Origin of the sequence: Nocardia sp. NPDC047654, from assembly GCF_043205035.1 — a bacterium.
Lineage (GTDB): Bacteria > Actinomycetota > Actinomycetes > Mycobacteriales > Mycobacteriaceae > Nocardia.
The window spans coordinates 282,737-308,522 of sequence record NZ_JBIDDF010000001.1; the positions used below are offsets into that span (position 1 = coordinate 282,737).

The following is a 25,786-nucleotide window of genomic DNA, read 5'->3' on the forward strand; positions in this document are numbered from 1 at the left end:
TGTCCTTTCGATCGCCGACATCGTTCCGCACGACGTTAGGAACGGGCGCTCGTGTCCGGCTGTGTTCGTGCTGGGAGTTCGCTGTGAGCCGGGGATCAGCGTCTGCTCGCCCGGCGGTAGCCGATGGTCGCGGGCACCGCGAACAGGACGATCGCGCCGAGCGACCACACGACGGTGAGGGTGAGCGGGCGTGCGAGCGGTCCGCCGAAGGCGAGCGCGCGCATGGCGTCGACCCCCACCGACAGGGGTTGGTTGCGCACCACCGGCTGCACCCACTTGGGGAAGGCGGCCAGCGGAACGAAGCCGGTGCTGAAGAACATCATCAGGGATGTGAGGATCGTGATGCCCTCCACCAGCGTCGATTTCGCGGTGAACACGGCGACCGAGGTGACGACGGTGGCGAAGGCAAGGCCGAAGAGCACCGGGACGAACAGGAAGACGATCGCCGCCGCGACGCCCTGGTGGAAGCGGAACCCGAGCACCGAGCCCACCAGCACGACGGCGAGAGTGCAGACGAAGATGCGGCAGCCCTCGGCGAGCACCCGCGAGGCCAGGCCGGAGGCGCGGTGCACGGGCAGTACCCAGAAGCGCGCGAGTAGGCCCGCGTCGCGTTCGCGGCCGAGCAGCACGCCCCCGGCCACCGCGCCGGACAGCGCGCCCACCAGGGCGACCATGGGCACCGAGCCGTACAGCGCGCTCTCGCCGGTGAACTTCCGGATCTGCCCGCCGATCACGGTGTTGAGCATGATCAGCAGCAGGCACGGGATGATCAGCGTCTCCAGCAGGGTGACCGGATTGCGTGCCCAGCGCAGCAGCAGGCGCTGGGTCTGGATCAGCGTATGCGCTATCAGCGCAGACACCGACACTTCCGAGCCGGTCCACGACTCGTGCCTGTGATCCGCCAGCAGCGCCATCACGCCCTCCTCGAGCTCAGCCGCAGCGACAGCGGGACGCAGATGATCAGGATGGCGAGCGCCCACGCCACCGGCGGTCCCAGCAGCGACAAGCTCACCTGGCCCGCGTTCGGTCCGCTGTCGCCGGCGAACGCCCGCAGGCCGATGGCCCACTGCGACACCGGCTGGTTGCGCACGAACGGCTGCACCCATGCCGGGAACTGGTCGGCGGGCGCGATGCCGGTGGACAGCATGCCGAAGATCAACGGCGGCAACACCAGTGCCTGCGCGGTCGCCTCCGGGTTGCGCGACACGGTGCCGATCACGTCTCCGGCCCAGATCAGCGCGAGCCCGATGAGCAACGAGAACAGCACGAACCCGATCGTGTGCGCGGCGCCGAGGTAGAAGCGGAAGCCGATGACGTGGCCGCAGATCAACGCGGTGATCAACGCGATGACCAAGCGGAAGATATTGCCGGACAGGCGCGCCGCGACCGGCACCAGCGGGCCGATCGGCATCGCGCCGAAACGCCGGTTGAGCCCGGCGACCGAATCGGTGGCGGCGCGGAAGGCCGCCGAGACGGCGGTGAACGCGGCGGCTTGCAGGATCACCAGCGGCATCATGTACTGCGCGTAACTGCTGAAGCCGGTCCCGATCACGGTCATGATGATCTTCAGCGGAATGTAGAAGCTGGCGGTGAACGTCGCGGGCGCCAGCACCGAGGTGAGCACCTCGCCGCTGCGTACCGAGGGCACGACCAGCCGGCTGGTCAGCACCCACCACTGCTGCGGCCGCAGCGGCGCGGCGCGGGTCTGGCTGAGCCAGGTCGCCGCCGTCACGACACGACCTCCCGTTGCGCGATCTCCGCCGTCGTCGCCAGATGCCCGGTCAGCTGGAGGAAGACGTCGTCGAGCGAGGGGCGGCGCAGTGCGACGTCCACGAGGTCGACCCCGGCGCTGTCCAGTCGGCGCAGCGCCTCCAGCAGTGTCTTCGCGCCGTCGGGCGCGGGTATGGCGATCCGATCGGAATCCGGACCCAGCGCGTCCCGATTCTCTTGCGGCAGCAGCGGACCCAGGGCCGCGGCGATAGCGGGCAGGTCGCGCAGGTTCAGCGGCACGACCTCGCAGTAGCTGCCGCCGGTGCGCGACTTCAGCTCGTCGGCGGTGCCCTGGGCGATCACCACGCCGTGATCGATGACGATGATCCGGTCGCTGAGCGCGTCGGCTTCTTCCAGGTACTGGGTGGTGAGCAGGGTGGTGATGCCCGCCTTCTTGAAGCCGGAGACCAGATCCCACACGCCTTGCCTGCTGCGCGGATCCAGCCCGGTGGTCGGCTCGTCCAGGAACACCACATCGGGCCGGACGACCAGACCGCAGGCGATGTCGATGCGCCTGCGCATACCGCCGGAGTAGGTGCCCACCCGGCGGCCCGCCGCGCGTTCGAGATCGAACTCGGCCAGCAGTTCGTCCGCACGGGCGCGGGCGGCCCGCTTGCGCAAGCCCATCAGCCTGCCGAACATCACCAGGTTCTCGTAGCCGCTGAGCATGTCGTCCAGCGCGGCGTACTGCCCGGTCAGCATGATGCTGCGGCGCACCGCCGCGGGATCGTCCACCACGTCGTACCCGGCGACCGTGGCCCGGCCGCGGTCCGGCCGGATCAGTGTCGAGAGGATGTTCACCGTGGTGGTCTTGCCCGCGCCGTTCGGTCCGAGGATGCCGAGCACCTCGCCCGGCTCGGCCGCGAAATCGACTCCCCGCAATGCCTTGACCGCGCCGAAGGATTTCTCGATCCCCTCGACGACGACGCCTTGATCGGAATTCATCCTCGGCCTCCCAGATGTGCATCGAGCACGCGCGCGATGACCGGCAGCACCTGCGGCGCCGTCAGTTCGTCGTGGGTGACCTCGATGTCGTGATTGATGATGTCGCCGGTCACGTACGGCCGCCAGCCGTCGGGACCGAAGATGTCGGAGGTGTCGACGGTCGCGCTGAAGTACACGATGTCGCCGTCGTACACGGGTCGGCGGTATCCGGTTCTGGTCTGGGCGGCGGCGTTGTAGGACCCGGCCATCCGCTCCAGCGTGGCGGCGTCGATCAGCGAGACCCCGCCGAGTTGTTCGCGGATCAGCTCCGCCGCCTGCTGCGCGGTCGCGTCCGCCGGCACGTCGTGGATGCCGAACACCGCGCCGAAGCTGTTCACGAACGAGCCCGCGGTGAGGCGCTCGATGCTGTCGCCGTCGATGTCTGCGGTGTCGGCGTCCAGCAGCGCGACCACGCCGACCTCGGCTCCCGCGGCCTTCAGCCGCACGGCCGCCGCGTGGGCGATCAGGCCGCCGAACGACCAGCCGAGCAGGTGGTATGGCCCTTCGGGTTGCAGGGCCCGGATCTCCCGCACGTAGCGATCGGCGAAGTCCTCGATCGAGCGCGCGGGCGGTTCCTGGCCGCCGAGGTCGGGCGCTTGCAGGCCGTAGATCGGGCGGCCGGGCGCGAGAGCGTCGGCGAATCCCAGGTAGGTCCACGACATTCCGGACGAGGGGTGGATGCAGAACAGCGCGGGTTGCTCCCCGCCGAGCCGGATCGGCAGCACCACGTCCAGACCGAGCCCGCCCGCCGCCGGGACGGCCGGAACGGCCGGCGCCGCCGTGGCCTCCGCTTCCTCCTCGGCGGCGGTCCGTGCCGCCGGGGTCTGGGCGAATCGAGCCGCCGCGCGCAATGCGCCGATCCACAGATCGGCCAGCTCGGCGACGTCGTCTCGGTCGAGCAGGGTGGACGGGAAGCCGAAGCTCGCCCGCAGCCGGTCTCCGATGACGACGGCATTGACGTCGATCGCCGATTGCAGGGGCACGCCGGGATCTTCGGCCACGTGCACGTCGCCGAGTTCGTCGGTCGGCAGCCAGCCCAGCCCCTCGAGCCCGGCCGGGATATCGCCGGTGGAGTATCGGCCGAGGTAGTTGAAGCCGACCCGCCCCGGCAGGCGTTCCGGGAGCTGCCGCGCGGTCTCGGCGTTGAGATAGCGCAGCAAGCCGAAACCGATGCCTTTGTCCGGCACCGCCAGCAGTTGGTGCTTGACGGCGCGGATCGCCGCGCCCAGCGCGGGGCCGCCGGCCAGCGCGTCATCGATGTCGATTCCGGCCAGGTCCAAGCGCACCGGGTAGATGCTGGTGAACCAGCCGATGGTGCGGGAGAGGTCGGCGCCGGGCACCACTTCCTCCTGGCGGCCGTGGCCTTCCAGGCGCACCAGCGCCGAGGGGTCGCAGGCCCGCCACCGCACCAGCGCCAGCGCCAAGGTGGTCAGCAGCGCGTCGTTGACGCTGCCCTGGAACAAGCCGGGCAGGGTGGTGAGCAGCGCGTTGGTGACTTCCGCGGACACCTCTCGCTCGACCATGCGCAGTGCGGCGGTCCGGTCCACGGCGGGATCGAGTTCCCGGCCGCCGATCACCGGGTCGGGTGCGGCGAGCACGTCGCGCCAGTAGGCCAGTTCGGCGATCCGCTGCGGTGAGCGCGCCTCGTCGGCCAGCGCGTGGGCCCACCGGCGCATCGAGGTACCGGTCTCCGCGAGCACGGGGGTGTTCCCGGCCGACACCTGGGCCCACGCGGCCACCAGGTCCGGCACCAGGATGCGCCAGGACACGCCGTCGATCGCCAAGTGGTGCGCCAGCACGATCAGCCGGCCCGATCCGGTGCGCGCGCCCGCGTCGCCCACCGGGTCCAGCCAGATGAATTGCAGCACCGTGCCCTCGGCGGGATCGAGCCGGTCGGCGGCGGCGTCCAGCTCGGTCATGGCGAACTCGTGCAGTTCGATCGGGTCGAGGGCGGTGAACTCGATGCGGTGCAGCAGCGCGTCCACGTCGACCGATCCGGGCGGGCCGACCAGTAGGCGCGGCCCGTCCTCGCCGTCGGTCACCAGCCGGACGCGCAGCATGTCGTGCCGGTCCACCGCTGCGGTGAGCACCGCGATGATCTGCGCGCGCTCGATACCCACCGGCAGTTCCAGGACCGCGGTCTGGGCGAAGCGATCGTAGTTCCCGCCGCGCTCCAGCATGTAGTGCGTGATCGGCGGGAGCGGCAGCTCGCCGACACCGCCGCCGGGCAGTTCGTCCAGGGTCACCGCGGTGCCCGCCGCGTCGGCGGCCGCGGCCAATGCCGCCACCGTGCGGTGCTCGAACACCTGCAGCGGGGTGCAGGTGATGCCCTGCTGCTTGGCGCGCGACACCAGCTGGATCGCCAGGATGCTGTCACCGCCGAGCGCGAAGAACGAATCGTCGGCGCCGACTCGCGCCTCCCCGAGCAGTTCGCCGAAGATCGCGGCCAGCTGCTGTTCGGTCGGCGTTTCCGGCGCGCGGTACGCGGTGCGGTCGGCGAGGAACTCCGGTTCCGGCAGCGCCTTGCGGTCCAGCTTGCCGACCGCGTTGAGCGGGATCTCGTCCAGCACGACGAATGCCGGGGGCACCATGTAGCCGGGCAGGATATCGGCGGCGAAGGCGCGCACCTTCGCCACGTCGAGCTCGTATCCGGGTGCGCGGACCAAGTAGGCGGCCAGCGCGGTCGCGCCGGTGGGGCCGGGCACGCCGAGCGTCACCGCGAAGTCCACGCCCTCGGCCCGGCCGAGCACCGCGTCGATCTCACCGAGCTCGATGCGCTGTCCGCGCACCTTGACCTGGAAGTCGGTGCGGCCCAGGTACTCCAGTTCCGGGCCCGCGTCGCCGCGAATCCAGCGCACCAGGTCGCCGGTGCGGTACATCCGTTCACCCGGCGCGCCGAACGGGTCGGCCACGAAGCGGGCGGCGGTCAGGCCCGCCCGCGCGTGGTAGCCGCGTGCCAGCGCCGGTCCGGCGAGATACAGCTCGCCCGCCACGCCGAAGGGGACCGGGCGCAGCCGATCGTCGAGAACCAGCACCTCCCCGCCTTGCACCGGCGTGCCGATGGACACCGGGGCGCCCACCTCCAGTGGCGCCGAACCCGTCGCCCAGATGGTCGACTCGGTGGGACCGTACAGGTTGACCATGTCGCGCCCGGTCGCCCAGCGTTCGACCAGTTCGGCGCCGACCGCCTCGCCTGCCACCGCGAGCACCCGGACGCTGGTCACCTCATCGGGATCAAGGGTGGCCAGCGCGGACGGGGTGATCACCAGGTGGGTGACCTGCTCGGTGTCGATCAGCTCGGCCAGCGCGCTGCCGCCGAACACCTCCGGCGGTGCGACCACCGACGCGCCGCCCGCGCCGAACGCCATGAGCGCCTCGAACACCGACGCGTCGAAACTCGGCGACGCCACCTGCAACACCCGGGAGTGTTGGTCCACACCGAGCGAAGCCTGTTGCGCCGCGACGAGATCGGCGATACCGCGATGGGAGACCGAGACGCCTTTCGGCGTGCCGGTGGAGCCGGAGGTGTAGATCATCCATGCCGCGTTGTCCGGCCGGACCGGCGCGGGCAGATCGCGCTCGCGCGGCGGACGGCTGCTCGCGGCGCTCCAGCGTTCGACGACGGCGAGGTCGTCGAGCACCAGCCAATCCGTGCTGTCGGGCAGCATCGGCCGGAACGCGGCCAGGGTCAGGCCCAGTGCCGCGCCGGAGTCTGTGAGCATGTGGTCGATGCGCTCGACCGGGTGCTTCGGATCGACCGGAAGGAACGCCGCGCCCGCCTTCGCCGCGGCCCACATCCCGGTGAGCAGTTCCGTGGAGCGCGGCAGACCCAGCGCGACAACGGTTTCCGGCCCGGCGCCCGACTCGAGCAGGACTCGCGCCAGGCGGTTGGCGTGCGCATCGATCTCGGCGTAGGTGGTGATGTGCCCGCCGACCACGAGGGCGACGCGATCCGGGTACCGCCGCGCCGTCTCGCTCAGCAGGTCCGGCAGGGTCACGGCCGCGACGGACGCAGGCCCGCGCACGGGCACCAGCGTGGCGAGTTCGGCCTCGTCGAGGATGTCGATATCGGCGATGCGAACGTCGGGCCGGGAAAGCACCGTCGTGAGCACGCGCCACCACCGGGCGGCGAAGGAGGCCGTCGTCGCCTCGTCGAACAGATCGGTGGCGTAGGTCAGCACGGCGTCGATGCCCGCCGGACCGTTGTCGGCGAAGCGCTCGCGCAGATCCAGGGTCAGGTCGAACTGGGAGGCGTCGCGCTCGAAGTCCTCCACCTCGAACCGCAGGCCGGGCAGTTCCAGCACCGGTTCGACGAAGTTCTGCAGCGACAGCGAGACCTGGAACAGCGGGTGGTGCGCGGTCGATCGCGCCGGATCCAGCACCTGGACCAGCCGCTCGAACGGCACATCCGCGTTGGCGAAGGCGTCGAGGTCCGCGGACCGCACCGTGTCCAGGAACGTCGCGAAGCCCGCTGCCGAATCGACCGGGGTGCGCAGCGCGAGAGTGTTGACGAACATGCCGACGAGCTGGTCGAGCGCCTCCTCGCCGCGCCCGGCGACCGGGGTGCCGATCAGCACGTCGTCGGTGCCGCTGAGGCGCGCGAGCAGGACCGCGAGCGCGGCGTGCACGACCATGAACGGGCTGACGCCGTGCGCGGCGGCGAAATCCACCAGCGCCCGGTGCGTCTCGCCGTCGACGGTGAAGCCGAAGTCGGCGCTGTGCATGGTCTGTACCGCCGGGCGCGGCCGGTCGGCGGGCAGTTCCAGCACATCGGGCGCGCCCGCCAAGGTCTCACGCCAGAAGCCGATCTGGTGGGACGCCAGCGACTCCGGGTCGGTCTCGTCGCCGAGCACCTCGCGATGCCAGAGCGCGAAATCGGCGTATTGCACCGGCAGCGGAACGCGGATGGCGTGCCCGCCGCAGGCCCGCTCGGAGTAGGCGGCGACCAGGTCGGCGGCCAGCGGCGCCATCGACGCGCCGTCCGCGCTGATGTGGTGCACCACCAGCACGACGACGTGCACCGGCGCAGTGGCGGCCGAGATCTCCTCGGGGCCCGCGGTATAGCTCGACGTCACCGGCGCGGTCCCGGCTACGGGCCCGGACGAGACCGGCGCTTCACCCATGGCAGGAGCCGACGACACCGGTGCCGCACTCGCGGCGGGCTCGGCGCCCCCGTGGATGCGGAACAGGCCCACCCGCAGCGGCGGCTGGGCGGCGAGATCGAAACCGGTTCCCGCCAGCTCGGTGATCCGCCCGCGCAGCGCGTCGCCGTCCTCGGTGTCGACCACCGGCATGGCGGGCACGGCCACGTCCGCACCCACCACCACCTGACGCGGCCCCTCCGCATCCGCCGGGTACAGCGTGCGCAGGCTCTCGTGCCGGTCGACCACGTCGACGAGCGCGGCGCGCAGCGCCTCGACGTCCAGATCGCCGGTGAGCCGCAGCGCCACCGCGATGTTGTAGGCGGGTGAGGCCGGATCCATCCGGTTGAGCACCCACATGCGCTGCTGCGCGGGGGACAGCGGAACCCGATCCGGCCGGATGCGTGGCGCGAGGGCGAACCGGCCGTGCGTCCCGCCGGTGGCGGGTACCACCCGGGCGGACAGCTGGGCCACGGTCGGCGCGTCGAACAGATCGCGCAGCGCGATCCGCGACCCGAGCGCCGCGTTCACCCGCGCCACGACCTTCGTCGCGCTCAGCGAGTTGCCGCCGAGCTCGAAGAACGACTGGTCGACGCCGACGCGCTCGCGGTCGAGCACCTCGCCGAACACCGCGGCCACCGCCTCCTCGACCGGCGTGCTTGGCGCGAGGTAGGGCCGGTGGCTCTCCGCGAAGTCCGGCACCGGAAGGGCTTTGCGATCGAGTTTGCCGACCGGGGTGAGCGGAATCGAGTCCAGCACGACGAGGTAGCCCGGCACCATGTACCCGGGCAGCTCGGCGGCCACCCGCGCGCGCAGCCGCTCGACGTCCAGTCGCACGCCCTCGGCGGGCAGTACGTAGGAGACCAGCACGGTGGCCCCGGCCGGGCCGGGGCGCCCGATGGTCACCGCGTACTCGACCTCCTCGTCGCGGGAGAGCACCGCGTCGATCTCGCCCAGCTCGATGCGCAGGCCACGGATCTTGACCTGGAAGTCGCTGCGGCCCAGATATTCCAGCTCGTAACCGCCGTCGTCCTCGACCCAGCGCACCATGTCACCGGTGCGGTACATCCGCTCGCCGGGTTCGCCGAAGGGGTCGGCGACGAACCTGCTCGCGGTCATCTCGAACCGGTTGAAGTAGCCACGCGCCAGCGCCGGGCCCGCCAGGTACAGCTCACCGGGCACCCCCACCGGCACCGGACGCAGCCAGGCGTCCAGCACCACGGTGGCGGCGCCGCGGATGGGTCCGCCGATCGTGATCGGCTCGCCGGTGCGGAGTTCGCCGGGCCCGGTGGCCCAGATGCTGAATTCGGTGGGGCCGTACAGGTTCACCATGCGCCTGCCCGGTGACCACCGCTCGATCAGCTCCGGCGTCGCGGCCTCGCCCGCGACCGCGAGTACGCGCAGGTGTTCCAGGCCGGTGGGATCCATGGTGGCCAGCGCCGAGGGCGTGATCACCGCGTGGGTGACGCGCTGGGCGCGCAGCAGGGTTTCCAGTTCCGTCCCGCCGTAGACGTCCGGCGGCGACACCACCAGCCTGCCGCCCGCGCCGTGGGCGATGAGCAGCTCGAACACCGAGGCGTCGAAGCTGGGTGAGGCCACCTGGAGCACGCTGGCGGTGGGCTCCAGACCGAGCGTCTCCCTTTGCGCGGCAACGAGATTCGCGATGCCACGGTGGCTGAGCAGCACGGCTTTCGGCTTGCCGGTGGAGCCGGAGGTGTAGATCAGGTACGCCGTCTGGTCCAGATCGATCGGCCCGCCGCGCTCCTCGTCGGTGATCGGCGCTTCGGAGACCGTCATCACCCGGCGGATGGTGTTGAGGTCGTCGAGCAGCAGCCAGTCGATCGTGCCGGGCAGCGTTTCGCCGGTGGCGGTGACCGTCACGCCGATCGGAGCCTTGGAGTCGCTGAGCATGTGCTCGATGCGTTCCACCGGGTAGTTCGGGTCCAGCGGCGCGAAGGCCGCGCCGGTCTTGGCCAGCGCCCACACGGCGATCACCGATTCCAGCGAGCGGGTCAGCGCCAGCACGACGAACACCTCGCGCCCGACCCCGCGGCGCAGCAGCACCCGGGCGTAGCGGTTGGACCACGCGTCGAGCTCGCCGTAGGACATGGTGAGCTCACCGGCGGTGATCGCGATCGCGTCCGGAGCGATCCTCGCGCCCGCGCTGAGCAGTTCGGGCAGGGTGGCCTGCGGCACCGACTCCGGGCCGCGCACCGGTACCAGCGCGGTGCGCTCGGCGTCGTCGCAGTACTGCAGCTGGGAGACCAGCGCGCGCGGGTTGTCCCCGAGCTGGGTCAGCAGCCGGACGAAGCGATCCAGCAGCGGACGCGCCTCCTGCTCCGGAAGCTGGCCGGCCATGTACTTCAGCGTGATCCGCAGCGTGTCGCGGCCGTCGTCGCCGCGCAGCGGGATCACCATCAGATTCAGCGGATACGGCGTCGCGTCGGTGCCTTCCACGTCGAGCACCCGCATGCCCGCGATGTCCAGCGCCTGGGACAGCGCTTCGCGATCGATGGGGTAGGACTCGAACACCGTGAGTGTGTCGAACAATTCGGCCAAGCCCACCGCCTGATGGATGGCGGCCAGCCCGACGTGCTGATGGTCCATCAGGCGCGCCTGCTCGGACTGCACGCGGGCGAGCAGGTCGGCCACCTTCTCGGCCGGATCGAGCCGCACCCGCACCGGCAGCGTGTTGATGAACAGGCCGACCATCTCCTCGACCCCGCCCAGTTCCGGCGGACGCCCCGAGACCGTGCCGCCGAACACCACGTCGGTGCGGCCGGTGAGCATGGCCAGCAGCATCGCCCACGCGGCCTGCACCAGGGTGTTCACCGTCGCGCCCGCCTCCCGTCCCGCGGCCTCCAGCCGGGCCACGGTGTCGCGGGACAGGTCGACGGAGAGCATCCCGGTTTCGGTCGATTCGATCCCGGCGAGGGTGGGCACCGCGCGGGTCGGCGTGTCGATACCGGCCAGCGAATCGGTCCACGCCGCGAGGGATTCGGCGTCGTCCCTGGTCGACAGCCAGGTCAGGAACTCCCGGTAGGAGTGCGCGGGCGGCAATGCCGCGGTGTCACCGTCGGTGACGTAGAGGGTGAGCAGTTCGCGCACGAGCAGCGGCGTCGACCACCCGTCCAGCACCAAGTGGTGGTTGGTGAGCACGAAACGGTAGGTGTCGGGTGCGATCCGGATGAGCGTGCAGCGCAACAGCGGGGGACGGGTGAGTTCGAACCGGGTGCGGGCATCCAGTGCGACCAAACGGTCGAGTTCCCCGGCGCGTTCCTCCGCGTCGGTGATGCCGGTGAGATCCGCTTCCCGCCAGTCGATCTCGGCGTCGGCCAGGACGAGCTGACGGGGGCCGTCCTCGGTCTCGGCGAAGGCGACGCGCAGGTTCTCGTGTCGGGTCACCAAAGCCTGTGCGGCGCGGTGCAACCGGGCCGCGTCGACGGTGCCCGCCAGGGTGAGCAGCGACTGCACCGTGTAGCCGTCGGCGGTGTCGGAGTCGTACAACGCGTGGAACAGCAGCCCGTACTGCAGCGGCGAGAGCGGCCACACGTCGGCGAGGTCGGGGTAGTCGCGCTCCCAGGCGTCGATCTGCGCCTGGGTGACGGCGACCAGGTCGAAGTCCGACGGCGTGCGTCCGCCCGCGTTCGCGGATCCGGCGTGCGCGGCCAGCGCGCCGAGCGCCTGCCCCCACAGCGCGGCGAGTTCGCCGAGATCCGCCGGGTCGAAAAGTCGTCCGGCGTAGGCCCAGGTCACCTCGAGGCCCGCGTCGGTGAGCACGGCGTTGATGTCCACCGCGGCGGCCAGCGGCGCGCGGTCGTCCTGGGTGGCGGCGAACCGGCGCGGCAGCCACGCCTGGGCCTCCCCGCCGGTGGACGCGCGGCCCAGGTAGTTGAAGCTGATCTGCGGGGTGGGCGCGTCCGCGAGCGCCGCCGCGGTCTCCGGGACCAGGTAACGCAACATGCCGTACCCGATGCCCTTGTCCGGCAGGGTGCGCAGCTGTTCCTTGGTCGCCTTGATCGCGGCGCCCGCCGCGGCCCCGCCCGCGAACGCATCCGCCACATCGATGCCGGTCAGGTCGACCGCGGCGGGGTAGACGCTGGTGAACCAGCCCACCGTGCGTGCGACGTCGGCGCCCGGCACAACGCTCTCCGAGCGGCCGTGACCCTCCAGCGTGAACAGCGTGGAGGTACGTCCGCGCCACCGCGCGAGCGCCAGCGCGAGTCCGGCCAGCAGCACGTCGTCGGCGCCGCAGTGGAACCGGTCCGGCGCGGTGCTGAGCACCGTGTGCGCGACATCCGGCGGCACGACGGTGGACAGATGCGCCATGGTGCCCACCACATCGAGTGCCGGGTCCATCGGCGCCGACCCGAGGGCGGGGTCGGGCGTGGCCAGAACGCGCTGCCACAGCGGCAACTCGCCCGCGCGGGTAACCGCGTGCTCGCGCTGCCCGTGCGCCCAGCGCCGGAAGGAGGTGCCGACCGGCGCGAGCTCGCCGCCCAGCGCGGCGGTGGCCAGATCCGGCAGCAGGATGCGCCAGGAGACGCCGTCGGTGACCAGATGATGCAGCACCAGCCACAGCAGCGGCGCCGCGCCCGCGCGGTCGATCCACACGAAACGCGCGACCACGCCCGCCTCCGGGTCGAGGTGGTCGGCGGCGCGCTGCAACGCATGCTCGCAGGTTGCCTCGGCATCCGCGCCCGCGGTCACGACCTCCAGCAGGGCGCCCGCGTTCACCGCACCGGCTTCGGCGACCACCCAGCTCCATCCGTCACCGGTGCGGCGCAGCGTAGAACGCAACAGGTCGTGCCGATCGAGCAGTGCTTGCAGCGCCGAGACGAGACCGGCGTGCTCGGTGCCGGGGGGCAGCTCGATCAGCACCGCCTGGGCGAAGCGCCGCCAGGTGTCGCCGGCCTCGAGCATCGCGTGCACGATCGGCGTGAGCTCCACCTCGCCCACCGCGCCGCCGGGCAGTTCGTGCACCACCGCGCTCGGGACTTCGGTGGCCACCGCGGCCAGCGCCGCGACGGTCTTGCGTTCGAAGACATCCCGCGCGCCGAATCCGAGTCCGGCCGCCTTCGCCCGCGACACCAGCTGGATCGAGACGATGCTGTCGCCGCCCAGCGCGAAGAAGCTCTCGTCGACACCCACCGATTCCAGGCCGAGCACCTCCGCGAACAGCGCGGCGAGCGTCTCCTCCCTCGGCGTGGACGGCGGCCTGCTCGTCGCCGTGCGCGCGCCGAATTCCGGTGCGGGCAGCGCCTTGCGGTCCACCTTGCCCAGCGGCGTGAGCGGCAGTTCGTCGAGCACCATGACCACGGCGGGAACCATGTAGGCCGGAAGCGATTCCCCGGCGGCGGCCTTCAACGCCTCGGGATGCAGCTGCGCTCCCGGCTTCGGCAGCACATACGACACCAGCGCGGTGGCGCCCGAACCGGTTTCGACGCCCAGGGTGAGCGCGAAGTCGACGTCGGGATGCCGTTGCAGGGCGGCGTCGATCTCGCCGAGTTCGATGCGGAACCCGCGCACCTTCACTTGGAAGTCGCTGCGTCCCTGGTATTCCAGTTCGACGCGCCCGTCGTTGTACACCCAGCGCACGAGGTCGCCGGTGCGGTACATGCGCTCGCCGTTCGCGTACGGATTCGCGACGAAACGATCGGCGGTCAGCCCGTTGCGCCGGTGGTAGCCGCGGGCCACCCGGGGTCCGGCGAGGTAGAGCTCACCGGTGGTGCCCGGCGGCAGTGGACGCAGCCACGGGTCGAGGACCACGGCCGCTACGCCGCGGGCCAGACCGCCGATGGTGACCGGGCCGTCCGGCGTCAGCGGGGCGCTGAGCGTCACGGTGATGGTGGTCTCGGTGGGGCCGTAGCCGTTCAGCAGGGTCCGGCCCGACCACTTCGTGACGAGTTCGGGCGGGCAGGCGTCACCGCCGACGATCACGGTGCGCAGATCGGGCAGGGTCGCCGGATCGAGCGATCCCACGACGGCCGGGGTCACGTTGAGGTGGGTGACGCGATGGGCGCGCAGCACCCGGGCCAGATCCTCGCCCGCGTACGCCGCGGGCGGCACAACGGCCAGCGTCGCGCCCGCGGCGAGCGTGACCAGGATTTCCTCGACCGAGATGTCGAAACTCGGCGATACGGCATGGGCCACAACGGAACTCGCGTCGACGCCGAATCCGGCGCCGGAACTCGCCACCAGGTCGGCCAGCCCTCGGTGCGGTACGGCCACGCCTTTGGGGAGCCCCGTGGAGCCGGAGGTGTAGATGATGTAGGCGACGTGGTCCGGGCGCACCGCGGTGAGCCGCTCGGCGTCGGTCAACGGCGCCGCGTCCCGCTCGGCCACTTTCCGCTCGGTGTTCTCGTCATCGAGGACCAGCCAGGACACCCTGCCCGGCAACGCCTTTCGGGCGGACGTGATCGTGATGCCCGCGACGACTCCGCTGTCGCCGATCATGTGCTCGATCCGGTCGGCCGGGTAGGTCGGATCGATCGGCACGAACGCCGCGCCGGTTTTGACCACCGCGATCGTCGCCAGGACCGACCGGAGGGACCGCGGGATCGAGATCGCCACCGTGCGCTCGGGGCCGGCGCCCGCGGCGATCAGTACCCGAGCCAGCCGGTTGGTGTAGTCGTCCACCTGCCGGTAGGTCAGCGCGGTGTCGTCTTCCACGAGCGCGGTCGCCAGCGGGTCACGGGCCGCGCCCTCGGCGAGGATGCTCGGCAGCGTCCGTGCCGTCTCGCCGAGCGGCCCGCGAGCGGGAGCGAAGTCGGCGCGCTCGTCGTCCGACAGCACCGACACCCCGGCCAGCGGCGCGTCCGGCCCCGCGGCCAGGAAGCGGTGCAGGAACGACAGGAAACGGTGATGCTGCCCGGTCAGCTCGGCGTCGGAGTAGAGGTTGCCGTTGGCCTGGAAGTCGATGTGCGTGCTCTCGCCGCCGACGCCCGGATACAGGTTGACGAACAGGTCGTCGATCAACCCGGAGGTCAGCACGTGCAGCCGTCCGGTGACCGGGCCGAGCTGGATCCTGGTGTCGACCATCATCAGGTTCACCGTGGGGCCGAACGACCCGGCCTCGTCCATCGGCCAGCCCAGATCCCGGAAGATGTCCTCCTGCCGGTAGCGCTGGCGTCGCAGCGCCCCGGTCAGCTCACCCTGGGCCGCACGGATCACGTCGCCGACCGTGGTGGCCGGCGTCAGCCGCAGCCGCAGAGGGACGACATTGGCGATCATGCCGCCGGAACGCCGCAGCGTCGCGGTGGTGCGCGCGGAGACCGGCAGGCTCAGCACGACCTCCGGCGAGCCGGTCATCGCGGACAGGTACGCGCCGAACGCGGCGACCACGGTCGGCGCGACACCGGAGGAGAGCTGCTCGGCGACGGCGTCCAGCAGTCGCGCGGTATCGGCGGGCAGCGCGCCCGCGACCCGGCTCGGATGCCCGTTCACGCCCGCGGTGCGGCCGGCCAGGCTCACCGGATCGGCCATCCCGTCCAGATGCGCGAGCCAGTGCTCCCGGTCCGTGCCGAACCGCTCCGAGCTGCGGTAGGCCAGCTCGGCCTCGACGATCTTGCGCAGGTCCTCGGCCTTCGCCGGTGGCGCTTCGCGGCCCTCTACGGCGGCGTTGTACAGCTCGCCGGTGCGCTGCACCATGGTCAGCGCGCCCATGCCGTCGAGCACGATGTGGTGGATGCGCGAATACCAGAACCAGCGCTGCGCGCCGACGCGCAACATCGCGATCCGCACCAGCCGGTCGCGGGTCAACTCCAGCGGGGCCTCGTACTCCGCGCGCATCCACGCGCGCGCGGCCGCCTCCGGATCGGGCTCGGAGCGGAAGTCGAGCGTTTCCAGGCTGTCGTCGAGGGTGGTGTCGACGAACTGGAACGGATGCCCCTCCACTTCGATCAGGCGGAGGTAGCCGGTGCCGAACTCGCGCCCGGCCTGCCGCGCCGAGCGCGCCAGCAGGTCGAGATCGATCGGTCCGTTCAGTTCGACGTACTGGGCGATGGAGATCGGAGTGTCACCGGCGACATGCTGGGCGAACCAGATGCCGCGCTGGGCCGCCGACAGGGCGAAGGCCCCGTCGGGGAGCGCTGTGTCCGAATCTTTCACCGAAAGGGAAGGCTGTTGCATGACGTGTCCTACGTTCTGACCGTGGTCGGGCTACCCGGCGAGGACCGCCCGCAGCCACCGCGGTAGCGGTAGTACCTGCCGCCGCACAGCACGCGGCACCTCAATTCTGAACCGGCGTGGTCGGCGCTGCGGGGGTATTGCGCACACTGCGCGACCCGAACATCGCTGTTCGGGTCGCGTTGGGAGGGGTATGCCCGCTCAGGCGGCGGCCGGCAGAAGATCCAGGTCGGACGCGCGCAGCGGCGCGGCGGAACTGGTCAGGTAGCGCTGCAGGGTGGAGCGCTCATCCAGCACCAGCCAGGTGATCCGATCCGCGTGCTCGGGCTGCTGATCCTTGGTGGTGACGCCCACCGTGGTGCCGAGCGCGTAGGAGCCGTCATCGGTGACCGGGACGGTGATGGCGCCGATCTTCATGGCGGCCCGCTCGGCCACCACGGACTCGATGGGCTGGTCGATCGCCACCGCGATACGGGTGCCCGGCCCCGCGCCGATGCGCAGCAGCAGCCGGGCCAGGCGGTTGGACCAGCGATCGAGCTCGGCGTAGGTGAGGTCGCAATCCGCGGTGGACACCACGACCGCCTGCGGGTCGACCTCGGCGACGGGCTGTGCGATCGGCAGGGCGTACAGGTTGTCGGCGAGCGAATCGGTCAGCGTGTGCATGTCGTGTCCTCGAGAGTCGATTGAGAGGTTCTTGGCGTACCTCTTAATCTCGTCCTCGAAGGGGCTCTCCGACAGCAACCCCAGCGCTGGTCCGCGCACTCCCAGGGTGGGGGAAACCGCACCCAAGGGGGTGGTGGCGGTCAGTCGGTCACGTAGCCGTTCAGCGTATTGCGCAGATCGGTGAGCAGGGCGCGTGCGGCGGTGAGTCCATCGCCGTGCCAGACGCTGTCCTCCACGGCGAACACCCGGCGATCGGTGGCGGCGCCGAGTTCCTTCCACTCGTCGGTGCGCAGCACCGCTTCGGCGTGCTTCTTGCCCTCCGGGCCGGCGAGGATCACGTAGATCAGGTCGCCCTCCACCTTCGTGGCGAACGCGTCCTCGCGCACATCGAACGAAGCGCCGCGCTGAGCCGCGGGACGCTGCACGCCCGCGTCGGCGAGCACTTGGCCGGAGAAGCTGTCGCCGCCCTGCACCCGCTCGGCGTCGGCGGTGAACCTGACGACCGACGCCTGGGTCTGGCCCGCCGCCAGCGCCACACCGGTGTCGCGCGCCTCGGTGCGGTAGTTCTGCAACGCGGTCTCCGCCGCGCCGCGACGTCCCAAACCGGCCGCGAACGCCGCGAATTCGGCCTGCCAGCTGTCGTTCGAGCCGACCAGCACCGTCGGGGCGATGGCCTGTAGCGCCGCGAAACTCGCCGACTGCGTGGGGATCTCGCCCAGAATCAGGTCGGGGTGCAGGCTTGCGATCCGCGCCGGGTCGGGCTGCGCGGCGGTGCCCACGGCGGGGATCGTCAGCACGCCGGTGCCGAGGTAGGCCGGCTGCGGACTGGGCCCGTCCATCGTGACCGTGCCCACGACTCGCTCCCACAGACCGAGTGCGCAGACCGCGTCCAGCGCGGAGGTGCTGAGCACGACGACGCGCTGCGGGTCGGCGGGCACCTCGGAGACGCCCGATGCATGGGTGACGCCGCGGGTGGCCTCGCCCCCCGGATCCGGCGCGCTCGGCAGCGCGCATGCCCGGGTGGTGTCGCGCTCCAGTCCCACCACGCCCGCGCCCGCGATATTCGTGGTGGTGCGCACGATGGACGCGGCGTCGTCGGTGGTGCCGCCGCACCCGGCCACGAGGAGCGCGGCGCACCCTGCCAGGATCCCCCGGAACCGGTGACCGCCCGCGCTGCTGCGGGACCGGACCGCGCGAATTCGGCCGCGTACATGCAAAACGTCGCTCACCGGCATGCGAGTGAGGGTACATGTCGGCGCCGGTCGTCCCATGGGTGAGGTCGGAGCCGTGAACGTCCGCGCACCGGGGTTCGGTGTGCGCCGGGGTGGGACCGTCCGCGGCCGGAAATCGAATGGAATCAGGCTCGATTGCCGCCGATGCTGAAGCGGGCGCCGGTGGCGTCGGTGACCGCGGACATGCGGCCGTAGGGGGTGTCCTCGGGCGGGGAGAGCACCGAGCCGCCGAGTTCGACGAGGCGTTCGACGGACTTGTCCACGTCGTCGGCGCCGAAGTAGACCGTCCACCCCGCGGGGGCGCCCTCGGGCAGGAATGCCGAGGCCTCCATGACCCCGCCCAGCATCGGGCTCTCGGCGTGGATGGTGGAGTAACGGAACTCCGGAGCGTCCGAGATCGTGAAGACGTCCGACCAGCCGAAGACTTCCCGGTAGAACGCCAGCGAGGCGTCGTAGGCGCGGGTATGCAGCTCGAACCAGGACGGCGCGCCGGCGTGGTCGCGCCACCGGCCGCCCGACACCAGACCCGTGGTCTCGAACCCGGGGAACGTCCCGGCCTGCCAGATGCCGACGCCCGCGCCTCCGACGTCGCCGAGCACGGCCATCGTGCCCAGTTCACCGACCGCCATCGGCGGCACCACCAGCGACGCCCCCGCCGCGCTCGCCGCATCGGCGGTGGCCTGCGCGTCGGGACGGGCCAGATACACCGTCCACTGCTCCGGGCTGTCGGTGTCGCCGGGCATCCTGGCCATCGCGCCCGCCACCGCGCGCCCGTCCTTGCGGAAGGTGACGTACCCGCCGAACTCCTCGCCCGCGCTCTCGGCGGTCCAGTCGAACAGGTCGCGGTAGAACGCGATACTGCGATCGAGGTCGGAGCTGTACAGATCCACCCAACAGGGATCGCCGGGCTTGCGGCCATTCGGTGTCGTCATCGCTGGTCTCCTGGTCGAGAGAGAAGTCGTGTCACCGATACAGACGCCCGTCGCCCACGGAACTCATCGGTCCCCACCCGCCGAGTGCGACCCCTGGATGGCCGACCCCCGGCGCAAGGGCGCGAATCGCGCATACCCACCCGAGTCGAACTTGCCGACTTCCTGCTGATCCACCCCCGCTGCCCGAACCGGCCGCGAAGCCGTCTATGTCGGCCACCCGGCACCGCAAGCATCCAGCTCATGGATTGTCGCCGACGCGACCACTCAGCCCGGCCACGTCTTTCGAGCGAAGCGAGACCGAGCATGTGCCGTTCGCGGCCAAACAACGCCGCCAAACAAATACGACAGAGAGTAGGACCCGTTCGGTCGGCTCGGGAGGCGCGGGTTTACGATTCGAAGAGCGCAAGCGAACTGTCGTCTGTCCCGACATAGGGATGGATGCGATCAGCGGAGCCTGCGGAGCGAATTGAAGGCACCTTTCAGGAGGATCAGTGACTGCCGTAGAGCCCCAGCCAGTCCCTCAGTTGGAAGCGACTCGGCCTTATCCGGCTCGGACCGGGCCGAAGGGCTCGTTCATCTACAAGATGGTCACCACCACGGACCCCAAGGTCCTGGGTGTCATGTACCTGACCACGTCGATGGGCTTCTTCCTCATCGGTGGCCTGATGGCCCTGCTGATGCGCGGTGAGCTGGCCCGGCCGGGCCTGCAGTTCCTCTCCACCGAGCAGTTCAACCAGCTGTTCACCATGCACGGCACGATCATGCTGCTGTTCTACGCGACCGCGATCGTGTTCGGCTTCGCCAACATCATCCTTCCGCTGCAGATCGGCGCCCCCGACGTCGCCTTCCCGCGCCTGAACGCCTTCAGCTACTGGCTGTACGCGTTCGGCGCCAGCATGGCGACCGCGGGCTTCATCACCCCGGGCGGCGCGGCGGACTTCGGCTGGACGGCGTACGTGCCGCTGACCGACATCCTGCACTCGCCCGGCGTCGGCACCGACCTGTGGATCCTGGGCCTGGCGGTGTCCGGTCTGGGCACCATCCTCGGTGGCGTGAACATGCTGACCACCGTGGTCTGCCTGCGCGCTCCCGGCATGACCATGTTCCGGATGCCGATCTTCACCTGGAACATCGCCGTCACCAGCGTCCTGGTGCTGCTGGCCTTCCCGCTGCTGACCGCCGCGCTGTTCGGCCTCGCCTACGACCGCCACCTGGGTGGCCACATCTACGACCCCGCGACCGGCGGCATCCTGCTCTACCAGCACCTGTTCTGGTTCTTCGGCCACCCCGAGGTGTACATCATCGCGCTGCCGTTCTTCGGCATCGTCTCGGAGATCTTCCCGGTCTTCTCGCGTAAGCCGATCTTCGGTTACACCACGCTGGTCTACGCCACGCTGGGTATCGCCGCGCTGTCCATCGCGGTGTGGGCGCACCACATGTACGCGACCGGCGCGGTGCTGCTGCCCTACTTCTCGTTCATGACCTTCCTCATCGCGGTCCCGACCGGTGTGAAGTTCTTCAACTGGATCGGCACCATGTGGCGCGGTCAGCTGACCTTCGAGTCGCCGATGCTGTTCTCCATCGGCTTCATCGTCACCTTCCTCTTCGGTGGTCTGTCCGGCGTCATCCTGGCCAGCCCGCCGCTGGACTTCCACGTCACCGACTCGTACTTCGTCGTTGCGCACTTCCACTACGTGCTCTTCGGCACCATCGTGTTCGCCACCTACGCGGGCATCTACTTCTGGTTCCCGAAGATGACCGGCCGGATGCTGGACGAGCGCCTGGCGAAGTGGCACTTCTGGACGACCTTCATCGGCTTCCACACCACCTTCCTGGTCCAGCACTGGCTGGGCGCCGAGGGCATGCCGCGCCGCTACGCCGACTACCTGCCCGGCGACGGCTTCACCACGCTGAACACGATCTCCACGATCGGCGCCTTCGTGCTCGGCGCGTCGATGCTGCCGTTCCTGTGGAACGTCTTCAAGAGCTACCGCTACGGCGAGGTGGTCACCGTGGACGACCCGTGGGGCTACGGCAACTCCCTCGAGTGGGCCACCACCTGCCCGCCGCCGCGGCACAACTTCTACGAGCTGCCGCGCATCCGCTCCGAGCGCCCCGCGTTCGAGCTGCACTACCCGCACATGGTCGAGCGCATGCGCGCCGAGGCGCACGTGGGCTGGGGCGCGGGCAAGCACGCGACCGAGCTGCACGAGCCGAACGCCCTGGCGAAGTAGGGCGTTTCGGCGCCGGGGTAACGGGCGGGCGACGTCCGGCCCCGCCGTAGGATTCATCGCGACGAGTGTGCACCCGCTGGTCACCAGCGGGTGCACACTCGTTTGTGGAGATCAGTACGCACCGTGCGTTGCGACAACGACGTCCAGCACAGCGACGGCGAACATCGAACATGGAGCGCATCAGTTGGCCGACACCACCGTCCTCGTCACCGTCACCGGACCCGACCGTCCCGGTGTGACCTCCGTGCTGCTCGCGGCCATGTCCCGGCACCACGTGAGCCTGCTGGACGTGGAGCAGGTCGTGATCCGGGGCAGGCTGACCCTGGGCGTCCTGGTCACCTGCCCGACCGACGCCGAGGCGTTGCAGGACGAACTCGAAGAGGCCATGAACACCGTCGGCATGCACGTCGACGTCGAGGTGGACGCGGCGATCGGCAGGCAGCCGATGTCCACGCACGCGGTGGTGATCCTCGGGAGCCCGGTCACCGCGCGGGCGTTCAGCGCGGTGTCACGGCAACTGGCCACCTTGGGCGCCAATATCGACACCATCCGCGGTATCGCCGACTACCCGGTGACCGGCATGGAGCTGCTGGTCACCGCGACCGACTCCGGTCCGGACACCGACTCGCGGCTGCGTACGGCGCTGGCCGAGGTCGCCGTGGCCGAGCAGGTGGACGTCGCCGTGGAGCGGGCCGGGCTGGCCCGCCGGGGCAAGCGACTGATCGTGTTCGACGTCGACTCGACGCTGATCCAGGGCGAGGTCATCGAGATGCTCGCGGCGCACGCGGGCGTCGAGGACGAGGTCCGCAAGGTCACCGAGGCCGCGATGCGCGGGGAGATCGACTTCGCCGAATCGCTGCGGCAGCGGGTCGCGACGCTGGCCGGGCTGGACGAGTCGGTGATCGAGGAAGTGGCCGACCGGATCGAGCTGACCCCCGGCGCGCGGACGACCATTCGCACCCTGCGCCGGATCGGTTTCCGCTGCGGCGTGGTGTCGGGCGGCTTCCGGCAGGTGATCGAGCCGCTGGCGCACGAACTGGAGCTGGACTTCGTGCAGGCGAACACGCTGGAGGTCATCGACGGCAAGCTGACCGGCCGCGTCGTGGGCGAGATCGTCGACCGTGCGGCCAAGGCGACCGCGCTGCGCAAGTTCGCGGCCGAGGCCGGGGTACCGATGGAACAGACCGTCGCCGTGGGTGACGGCGCCAACGACATCGACATGCTCAACGCCGCCGGGCTCGGGGTCGCCTTCAACGCCAAGCCCGCGCTGCGCGAGGTCGCCGACGCCGCGCTCTCGCATCCGTACCTGGACGCCGTCCTGTTCATCCTCGGGGTCACCCGGCACGAGGTGGAGGCCGCCGACGCCAGGGACGGCCTGCTGCGCCGCGTTCCGCTGGGGTGAGCGGTCCGGAACCGAGCACTCGGACGACTCGCGGGCTGCCGCTGCGCAGTTCGCCGCTCGGTAGGCTCGCTGCGAGTTGATCATTCGCCGATCGGAGGACAGGTGCGCAAGTCCCTGCTGGTTCTGCTGCTCTGTTCGACGGTGGTGGGGTGCGGCAACGACTCGCGCGAGACCCATCCGGCCGAGGACGCGAAACCTGTTGTGCGGGTTGGTGATGCCGACGACGGGCGGCAGCGGCGGCTGCTGGTCGGACAGCGTCTCGTGGTCGCCCTGCCGGCCAACCCGTCGACCGGATACTCCTGGAGTGTCGCGCGGCTGGATTCGTCCGCGGTGCGGCAGGACGGCGAGGCGGATTACGAGCCCGATCCGGCCGTGCCGGTCGCGCCGGGCGCGGGTGGCACCGCCGTATGGAACTTCGTCGGAGTCGCGGCCGGGGTCACCCCGTTGAAGTTGGAGTACACGCGTCCGTGGGACCAGGGCTTGGCGCCGGCCCGGACGTTTTCGTTGACGATCGAGGTGCAGTGATGACGCGCATTCCGGAATGCGGCGCCGAAGTCGCGCGCGGCGCAGAGAATTACACGGCCGCCCCGCCATCTGACCTCGCCGCCGCGACATCGGAATTCGCGACATTCCATGCCCGGCATGCGGAGCTGGCGCGCGGCTACCACGGCGCGGGCGATCCGGACGACCCCGCCATGGTGCAAGCGATGCAGATGGTCCTGCACCTGCCCAAGGCCGATCCGCCCCCGCGCAGCGCGCTGCTGGCCGCGGCCGCGGCCGCGGCGGTGGCGCTGTGCCTGGACGAGCGGGTCGGGCCCGGCGGCGAGTGGGAACAGCCGTATCTCGCATGGAAGCGGTCGCGCATTCGCAAGGTGGCCCGGCGTGCGCGCGGCGCACAGTGGCAGGCGACCTGCGCGGTGCCGGGCGTCACCGTCGAGATCGACGGCGCGCAGGCGCGCGCGTTGGTCCCCGGACCGGTGGGCGAGGTCGATCCGCGGATCAAGCGTCTGCAAATCGGCGGCACCGATCTCGAGCACGACGCTCCCGGGCCGCCCGATCCGCTCCTGCCGGTGCTGTGGGTGAACGCCGCGCTGGGGATGACGCTGGGCAAGACGGCCGCGCAGGTGGGTCACGCGAGCATGCTGCTGGCCGGCGCGCTGCCGGTCGAGCACGCGCTGCGCTGGGCGGAACTGGGCTTCAGGTGCGCGGTGCGCGAAGCCGACCCGCCGCGCTGGGCGTCGCTGGCCGGGCAAGTGGCCGAGGGCGGTGCGGTCGCCGTGCGCGACGCCGGATTCACCGAAGTGGCGCCCGGCTCGATGACGGTGATCGCGGTGCCCGCCCGATCCTGGTGAAACCTCCTGCGGCGACCCCGTCGCGGGCGTGTCGGTGCGGCGGCCGACGTGGCCGTGACGGCGGCGTTCCGGCGTAGATCCGACCGACCGGATCGGTTTTCCCTCCCCGCGTTGGCAAGTGTCCCCTCAGGTGGGCCAAGATGGAGCGCGTGCCGCAACCGGATCCCGATCTGCTCATCGATTTCACCGACGTGACCGTCCGCCGCTCGGGCCATACTCTCGTCGGTCCGGTCACCTGGCAGGTCGAACTCGACGAACGCTGGGTTGTCCTCGGCCCCAACGGCGCGGGCAAGACCTCGCTGCTGCGGATGGCCGCCGCCGAGATGCACCCCACCGCGGGTGTCGCCCATCTGCTCGGGGAGCGGATCGGAAAGGTGGACATCAACGAGTTGCGTCCGCGCATCGGCCTGTCCTCGGCCGCGGTGGCCAGCCGGGTTCCGATCGATGAGAAGGTCAGCGACCTGGTGGTGTCCGCGGGCTACGCGGTGCTCGGCCGCTGGCGGGAGCGCTACGACGAGGTGGACACCGACCGCGCCATCGACATGCTGGAAAGCCTCGGAGCCGAACATCTCTCGGACCGCACCTACGGCACGCTGTCGGAGGGCGAGCGCAAACGGGTGCTCATCGCCCGCGCGCTGATGACCGATCCCGAGCTGCTGCTGCTCGACGAACCGGCGGCGGGCCTGGACCTGGGCGGCCGCGAGGAACTGGTGGAGCGGCTCGGCGATCTCGCCGCCGACCCGGACGCCCCCGCGATCGTGCTCGTCACCCATCACGTGGAGGAGATTCCCCCCGGTTTCACCCACGGCCTGCTGCTCAACGAGGGCGAAGTGGTCGCGCAGGGACTGCTGTCCGACGTGCTCACCTCGGAGAACCTCAGCGACGCCTTCCGTCAATCGATCGCGCTGGATCGAGTCGACGGACGTTACTTCGCGCGCCGCTCGCGTCGCGCGGGCCGGCACCGCACCCGCTGACTCGGACGGTCTTCGTCGCTCACCAAGCGCGCGTTAGGGTGCAGGGGTGAGTGAGAAAGAACCGCAGGCAGACTCTCAGCAACCGATCAAAGACGCGTCGACGGTGATGCTGGTGCGCGACGGCGCCGACGGGCCCGAGATCTTCCTGCAGCGCCGGGTCGGCGCCATGGCGTTCGCCGCGGGCATGACCGTGTTCCCCGGCGGCGGCGTCGACCCGTCCGACGGGACCGCGGACATCGCCTGGTCCGGGCCCGAGCCCGCGTGGTGGGCCGAGCGGTTCGCCACCACCGAGGCCAGGGCCAAGGCGCTGGTCTGCGCGGCCGTCCGGGAGACGTTCGAGGAGTGCGGCGTGCTGCTGGCAGGCCCGACCGCCGACAGCGTCGTCTCCGACACCACCGGTTACCGTGACGCGCGCGGCAGGCTGGAGCGCAGGGAATTGTCGCTGGCATCCTTCCTCGCCGAGGAGGAACTCGTCCTGCGCGCCGATCTGTTACGGCCGTGGGCGAACTGGATCACCCCGGTCATCGAGCCGCGCCGCTACGACACCCGGTTCTTCGTCGCCATCCTCCCGGAGGGGCAACTCGCCGACGGCGCCACGTCCGAGGCGGCGGAGGTGCGGTGGAGCACCCCCGCCGAAGCGCTGGCGCGCTGGCGTTCGGGCGCCGACGTGCTGCTGCCGCCGACCTGGACACAACTGGTCGAACTCGGCGAATTCCACTCCACCGCCGACATCCTGGCGGCGCAGCGGGCGATCGATCCGATTCTGCCGGTACTGGCCGATTCGGACGGCAGACAGTTGCTCTCCTTCCCGGACAATCACCGCTACTTCGCCGATCTCCCCGACGCCGGGCGCCTCAAGGGTTCCGTGCGGCCCTGACGGGCGGGGTGGGCGAACAAGTGCCCCTGCCCCAGGTGGAGGGTGGGCGCGTTTTGCCTCCGGCGAACGCCGCGTGCCGCCGCCGGGCCTGACCGCTG

The 25,786-nt window shown here is 70.8% G+C and carries 13 protein-coding genes; 6 read left to right on the top strand and 7 right to left on the bottom strand.

Annotation, left to right across the window (positions count from 1 at the left end):
* Positions 1-95 precede the first annotated feature (95 nt).
* The 7 genes from ACGF7Y_RS01345 to ACGF7Y_RS01375 form a co-directional block, all read right to left on the bottom strand.
* A complete protein-coding gene (locus ACGF7Y_RS01345) occupies positions 96-914 on the bottom strand; it encodes an ABC transporter permease (RefSeq protein ID WP_393228141.1) in 819 nt (272 codons plus the stop codon).
* The gene (locus ACGF7Y_RS01350) at positions 914-1,732 is read right to left on the bottom strand and encodes an antibiotic transporter (protein WP_062969553.1); all 819 of its coding nucleotides are present in this window, start codon (positions 1,730-1,732) and stop codon (positions 914-916) included. Before ACGF7Y_RS01350 ends, ACGF7Y_RS01345 begins: the two co-directional genes overlap by 1 nt.
* Positions 1,729-2,715 carry a daunorubicin/doxorubicin resistance ABC transporter ATP-binding protein DrrA gene (locus ACGF7Y_RS01355; protein ID WP_062969554.1) on the bottom strand — a complete coding sequence of 329 codons (987 nt, stop codon included), beginning with the start codon at positions 2,713-2,715 and terminating at the stop codon, positions 1,729-1,731. Before ACGF7Y_RS01355 ends, ACGF7Y_RS01350 begins: the two co-directional genes overlap by 4 nt.
* On the bottom strand, positions 2,712-16,025 hold the full coding sequence (locus ACGF7Y_RS01360) for an amino acid adenylation domain-containing protein (RefSeq protein ID WP_393228144.1): 13,314 nt from the start codon (positions 16,023-16,025) through the stop codon (positions 2,712-2,714). Before ACGF7Y_RS01360 ends, ACGF7Y_RS01355 begins: the two co-directional genes overlap by 4 nt.
* Positions 16,026-16,223: 198 nt before the next feature.
* Positions 16,224-16,685 carry an AMP-binding protein gene (locus ACGF7Y_RS01365; RefSeq protein WP_393228146.1) on the bottom strand — a complete coding sequence of 154 codons (462 nt, stop codon included), beginning with the start codon at positions 16,683-16,685 and terminating at the stop codon, positions 16,224-16,226.
* Positions 16,686-16,825: 140 nt separating this feature from the next.
* Positions 16,826-17,920 (bottom strand): ABC transporter substrate-binding protein, encoded by a 1,095-nt coding sequence (locus tag ACGF7Y_RS01370; RefSeq protein WP_393228147.1) that lies wholly within the window; start codon positions 17,918-17,920, stop codon positions 16,826-16,828.
* 122 nt (positions 17,921-18,042) lie between these two features.
* Positions 18,043-18,849, bottom strand: coding sequence for a VOC family protein (locus ACGF7Y_RS01375; protein WP_393228149.1), 807 nt, complete (start codon positions 18,847-18,849; stop codon positions 18,043-18,045).
* A gap of 491 nt (positions 18,850-19,340) precedes the next feature.
* On the opposite strand from ACGF7Y_RS01375, the gene ctaD reads away from it, so the two are divergent.
* From ctaD to ACGF7Y_RS01405, 6 genes are all read left to right on the top strand, one after another.
* Positions 19,341-21,083, top strand: a complete 1,743-nt coding sequence (gene ctaD, locus ACGF7Y_RS01380) for a cytochrome c oxidase subunit I (RefSeq protein ID WP_083863925.1) — start codon at positions 19,341-19,343, stop codon at positions 21,081-21,083.
* A 184-nt stretch (positions 21,084-21,267) separates the two neighbouring features.
* Positions 21,268-22,485: a phosphoserine phosphatase SerB gene (serB, locus tag ACGF7Y_RS01385; RefSeq protein ID WP_393228151.1), complete on the top strand. Its 1,218-nt coding sequence runs from the start codon at positions 21,268-21,270 to the stop codon at positions 22,483-22,485.
* A gap of 102 nt (positions 22,486-22,587) precedes the next feature.
* Positions 22,588-23,010, top strand: coding sequence for a protease inhibitor I42 family protein (locus ACGF7Y_RS01390; protein ID WP_393228153.1), 423 nt, complete (start codon positions 22,588-22,590; stop codon positions 23,008-23,010).
* On the top strand, positions 23,010-23,837 hold the full coding sequence (locus ACGF7Y_RS01395; RefSeq protein ID WP_393228155.1) for an aminoacyl-tRNA hydrolase: 828 nt from the start codon (positions 23,010-23,012) through the stop codon (positions 23,835-23,837). Before ACGF7Y_RS01390 ends, ACGF7Y_RS01395 begins: the two co-directional genes overlap by 1 nt.
* Before the next feature lie 140 nt (positions 23,838-23,977).
* The gene (locus tag ACGF7Y_RS01400) at positions 23,978-24,811 is read left to right on the top strand and encodes an ABC transporter ATP-binding protein (RefSeq protein WP_063048592.1); all 834 of its coding nucleotides are present in this window, start codon (positions 23,978-23,980) and stop codon (positions 24,809-24,811) included.
* A 106-nt stretch (positions 24,812-24,917) separates the two neighbouring features.
* Positions 24,918-25,688, top strand: coding sequence for an NUDIX hydrolase (locus tag ACGF7Y_RS01405; protein WP_357958004.1), 771 nt, complete (start codon positions 24,918-24,920; stop codon positions 25,686-25,688).
* The last annotated feature ends 98 nt before the right edge of the window (positions 25,689-25,786 follow it).

Coding starts and splice junctions, on each gene's coding strand:
- ACGF7Y_RS01345 (WP_393228141.1), bottom strand. CDS start 914: ATGGCGCTGCTGGCGGATCACAGGCACGAGTCGTGGACCGGCTCGGAA.
- ACGF7Y_RS01355 (WP_062969554.1), bottom strand. CDS start 2,715: ATGAATTCCGATCAAGGCGTCGTCGTCGAGGGGATCGAGAAATCCTTC.
- ACGF7Y_RS01360 (WP_393228144.1), bottom strand. CDS start 16,025: ATGCAACAGCCTTCCCTTTCGGTGAAAGATTCGGACACAGCGCTCCCC.
- ACGF7Y_RS01365 (WP_393228146.1), bottom strand. CDS start 16,685: ATGCACACGCTGACCGATTCGCTCGCCGACAACCTGTACGCCCTGCCG.
- ACGF7Y_RS01370 (WP_393228147.1), bottom strand. CDS start 17,920: ATGCCGGTGAGCGACGTTTTGCATGTACGCGGCCGAATTCGCGCGGTC.
- ACGF7Y_RS01375 (WP_393228149.1), bottom strand. CDS start 18,849: ATGACGACACCGAATGGCCGCAAGCCCGGCGATCCCTGTTGGGTGGAT.
- ACGF7Y_RS01395 (WP_393228155.1), top strand. CDS start 23,010: ATGACGCGCATTCCGGAATGCGGCGCCGAAGTCGCGCGCGGCGCAGAG.
- ACGF7Y_RS01400 (WP_063048592.1), top strand. CDS start 23,978: ATGGAGCGCGTGCCGCAACCGGATCCCGATCTGCTCATCGATTTCACC.
- ACGF7Y_RS01405 (WP_357958004.1), top strand. CDS start 24,918: ATGCTGGTGCGCGACGGCGCCGACGGGCCCGAGATCTTCCTGCAGCGC.